Source organism: Gracilimonas sp. (assembly GCF_035704785.1).
GTDB lineage: Bacteria > Bacteroidota > Rhodothermia > Balneolales > Balneolaceae > Gracilimonas.
This window is the reverse complement of record NZ_DASSWP010000040.1, coordinates 1-3,368: the sequence shown is the minus strand read 5'-3', so window position 1 is coordinate 3,368 and position 3,368 is coordinate 1. Positions and strand designations below refer to the sequence as shown.

The window sequence follows — 3,368 nt, the reverse complement described above, 5'->3', positions numbered from 1 at the left end:
AAGGGGTGGGTCAAAGGTGCCAAGGCCTCGAACGTACACCCACTAAATCCATTCAAGTATGTTCCACCACCCACTTTTCAATTTCTAAAAACACCGACTCGGTACAATTTTTAGCATCCGATTCGCTAAATCTTAAGAAACTCACTCCAAATTGCTCGATAATATATTGACGTTCCTTGTCAGCTTCAATTTTGAAATCGTGAGATCTGCCATCAATTTCAATAGCCAGTTTAATTTCCTTGCAATAGAAATCAACGATAAACCGATGGATGGGGTGTTGCCTTCTAAACTTATAACCTAACAGTTGCCTGTTTTTGATTGCTTTCCAAAGCTCAATTTCTCCTGGAGTTGAATTTTTGCGGAGCCAGCGAGCTTTGGCTATTAAATCTTCCCGATAAGGAATAATTGGTATTCTCTTTCCCATAGTACCCTCTTTTTCCCAAATACGATAAAATTTGAGATAATGACAAGTTTAGCTGTCTTGGTAACTTCTACCCTCACCTTTGTTTCCTCTCCCGGGAGAGGAAGACGTTGTGATGAAAATTGATATAGCTTAAAGAATATCGCCAATGGCTACAATCTCCAATTCAACATAAAAACCGCAAGGAGCTTCCCCGCTCGGGTCCCGATAATCGGGAAGGGGTGGGTCAAAGTTTCCAAGGCATCCGGAGCCTGAACTACCAAAAACAACTAAGAAGAATACACCGCCTCCAAAATCCGCTCGATCTTCAACTTCTTGCCTGTGATTTCTTTTAATAATTGGGATTTCCGTTCCGCTCCCCAGATCTCCAGGTAAGGCTCGCCCTCAGTCCGGATATTAAATTTGATCTCCTTTTCTCCTGAATAGACCTGAAGGTCTTTGACGTTTTGATAATGGCTGCGATCCAATCCGTCAGCCACCCGAAGAATTCCGGACAATTTCTTGATTCGTTTTCTGATCTCAGGCGGCATTTTCCAATATTCACCATGCCGCTTTTTAGGGGTGGATCGGCGGTGGTAACGTGCAACATTGGCGATGATCTCAATTTCATCCTCCTTAAACCCTTTCAGATCAGAATGGCGGATAATGTACAGCGCGTGTTTGTGATGTTTAGAGTGTGAGATGTAATAACCTATATCGTGCAGGTAAGCGGCATATTCCAGGAGCTCGCGATCACCTTCAAGGAGTTCCAGCTCATCTTCAAGCGCATCAAAAATAGTGAGTGCCATATTGGCCACATGCCGGGAGTGATTTTCATGCCAGTCGGTTTTGCGAAGCAATTCAAACACACTTCTCCGGCGCGGGTCAGCAAAAGCACCGGTCCACGGCAGGCCGATCATCTCCTTTTTCAGATAGCGAATAACAATTCCTTCGCGCAAAGCTTGCGACGAGATCCGGATCTGTTTGATCCCAAATTTCCTGATCAGATAATCAACCAGCACCACCCCGGTGTTGATAAAACCTACGCGCTTCGTTTCCAATCCGCTGACTTTCCGACGTTCCTTTTTTGACAACTTAATGAACCAGTCATAAAAATCTTTAAAGTCTTTTGCAGAAAACACAAGCTCATTAAGGGTCACATCCACAGATTTGTTTTTTCGAATAGCGATCATCTGAGCAATATTTTCCATAGTACCCGATGAGCCGATGATGGTATCGGTTCGGTGCTGTGCAAAAGCCTGAGCTACATCACGAAGCTGTTCCTCATAATGCGTTTCCAGCTTTTTAATGTCTTCAGGGGTGATGGGGTCAGTCGGCTTGAAGATCTCGGTCATGCGTGAAACCCCGATCTTTTTGCTTGCCGTATAGAAGAATTCTTGTTCATTTCCCAAAATGAATTCTACACTTCCTCCCCCGAGGTCAGCTATCAGAACAGGTTTTTCCGTCAACTTCACCCCATGGCGAACAGCTAAACCGATCAGCTCTGCCTCCACTCTTCCGGGAATGGCCAGCATCTTGATCCCAATATCATCAATGCTTCTTTGAATGAATTCCCCGCCGTTCTCCGCTTCACGAATGGCACTCGTTGCGTAGGCCAGAATTTCCTCACATTCGTAACTGTCAGCCAGTCGCTTGATGTTCTTGAGCGCAGAAAGTCCGCGTTTGAAAGCGCCTTCCGAAAGTCGTTTTCCCATTCCGCCTTTGGCTAGCTCCACCATTTCCTTAAGCTTGTCGAGTGTGCGAAAACTTCCGTCCGAATAAACATCCACAAAAATGGCGTGAAAGGAGTTGGTTCCGATGTCAATAGCGGCAATGCGTTTGATGGGGGTGATCTGGTTGGCGCTGTTACTGCTGATGATCAAAACTGAAAATGGGTTGATTGAAGTATAGTTGAAGCATAACCAAAAGTGAAGAGTTTTGATAGTAATGATTGGGGGAAATGGAACAGGGATGAGGCAGAGCCTCAATAGGGAATTTCGGAGCAGACAGCCTGTGTGAAAACTTCAAAAGAGATTAGTTAGTTGCAAATTGTTTTGCGAAGTCTTTTCTGTAAACAATTTTTTGACATAACAGCCAAAGATAAGTCCAAGAATAGGCAGACGATTTTCCCACTAGCTGTACCTCCTCCATTAGCTTCTCGATGCCCATAATATTGAGTACTCGCTTCATGTTATAAGCTAGTACGCTTAGGCTCATTTCCGCCGAAACCTGCTGCATGCCTGTAGTCAAAAAGTATCCGGCTCCCATAGCTCGCTTTATGGTACCAAATGGGTGTTCCACCAGCCCCTTTCGCAGGCTCACTTTGTCCTCGTTCCGAAGGTCCATCTTCGTAACGCAGTCCCGGAAGCTCCGGCTTCCCGTGAAATGAATGATAGAAGTGCAGGTTCCTACTGATACTGTGTATTGGTTGGAAGTAACGGCATTATAATTATTGGAGTTGCCGTATTAAAACGAATTAGTTAGTATTAGGCAGAGCACTCCGTTGTTAACACCAGTATGAATTCAAAATATCTAGAAACATGGCTCAAAGAATTATTCTAATTGCCTCCACTCTTCTTGTTTTTATTTTAGCTTCTTGTGAAAGTGTTACTGAACAGGCAGATTTACCTGAACCCATTGTGCTCAATGATTATGAGACTATCATTTCTTATAAAGAGATGGTTTTAGCCAACCCCCAGAGAATACGATTTGATGGTGATGAAGGATTGGTTCTATTTGATAGCGGTCTGGAAAATGTAATAAGACTCTCACTGGAGGGAGAAATCATAACTGAGATAGGTAGAAAAGGCAGCGGGCCAGGAGAATATCAATCTGTTTCAAATATTTACGTATTAAACAACTCTATTTTTCTCGTTGATGACAGACAGTTTATTATTCATCGCTTTTTAAAAGATGGAAGTTATATTTCTTCATTTATTTATGGAGATTACGGAACGCACCGCATCAA

At 43.5% G+C, this 3,368-nt stretch carries 3 protein-coding genes and 1 pseudogene; 1 reads left to right on the top strand and 3 read right to left on the bottom strand.

All coding sequences use genetic code 11. The features are described 5' to 3' along the window. Positions 1–52: 52 nt before the first annotated feature. The 3 genes and pseudogenes from VFM80_RS02220 to VFM80_RS02210 all read right to left on the bottom strand — a co-directional run. Complete coding sequence (locus tag VFM80_RS02220; protein WP_395069110.1) at positions 53–424, bottom strand: endonuclease domain-containing protein; 372 nt, start codon at positions 422–424, stop codon at positions 53–55. Between the two features lie 266 nt (positions 425–690). Continuing rightward, on the bottom strand, positions 691–2,283 hold the full coding sequence (locus VFM80_RS02215; RefSeq protein ID WP_395069108.1) for an HD domain-containing protein: 1,593 nt from the start codon (positions 2,281–2,283) through the stop codon (positions 691–693). Positions 2,284–2,545: 262 nt separating this feature from the next. Next, positions 2,546–2,713, bottom strand: a pseudogene (locus VFM80_RS02210) (transposase); the annotation flags it as partial. A gap of 227 nt (positions 2,714–2,940) precedes the next feature. Between VFM80_RS02210 and VFM80_RS02205 the strand changes: the two are divergent. Beyond that, positions 2,941–3,368, top strand: a 428-nt coding sequence (locus VFM80_RS02205) for a 6-bladed beta-propeller (RefSeq protein ID WP_395069106.1), incomplete at its 3' end; no start/stop codon positions are given.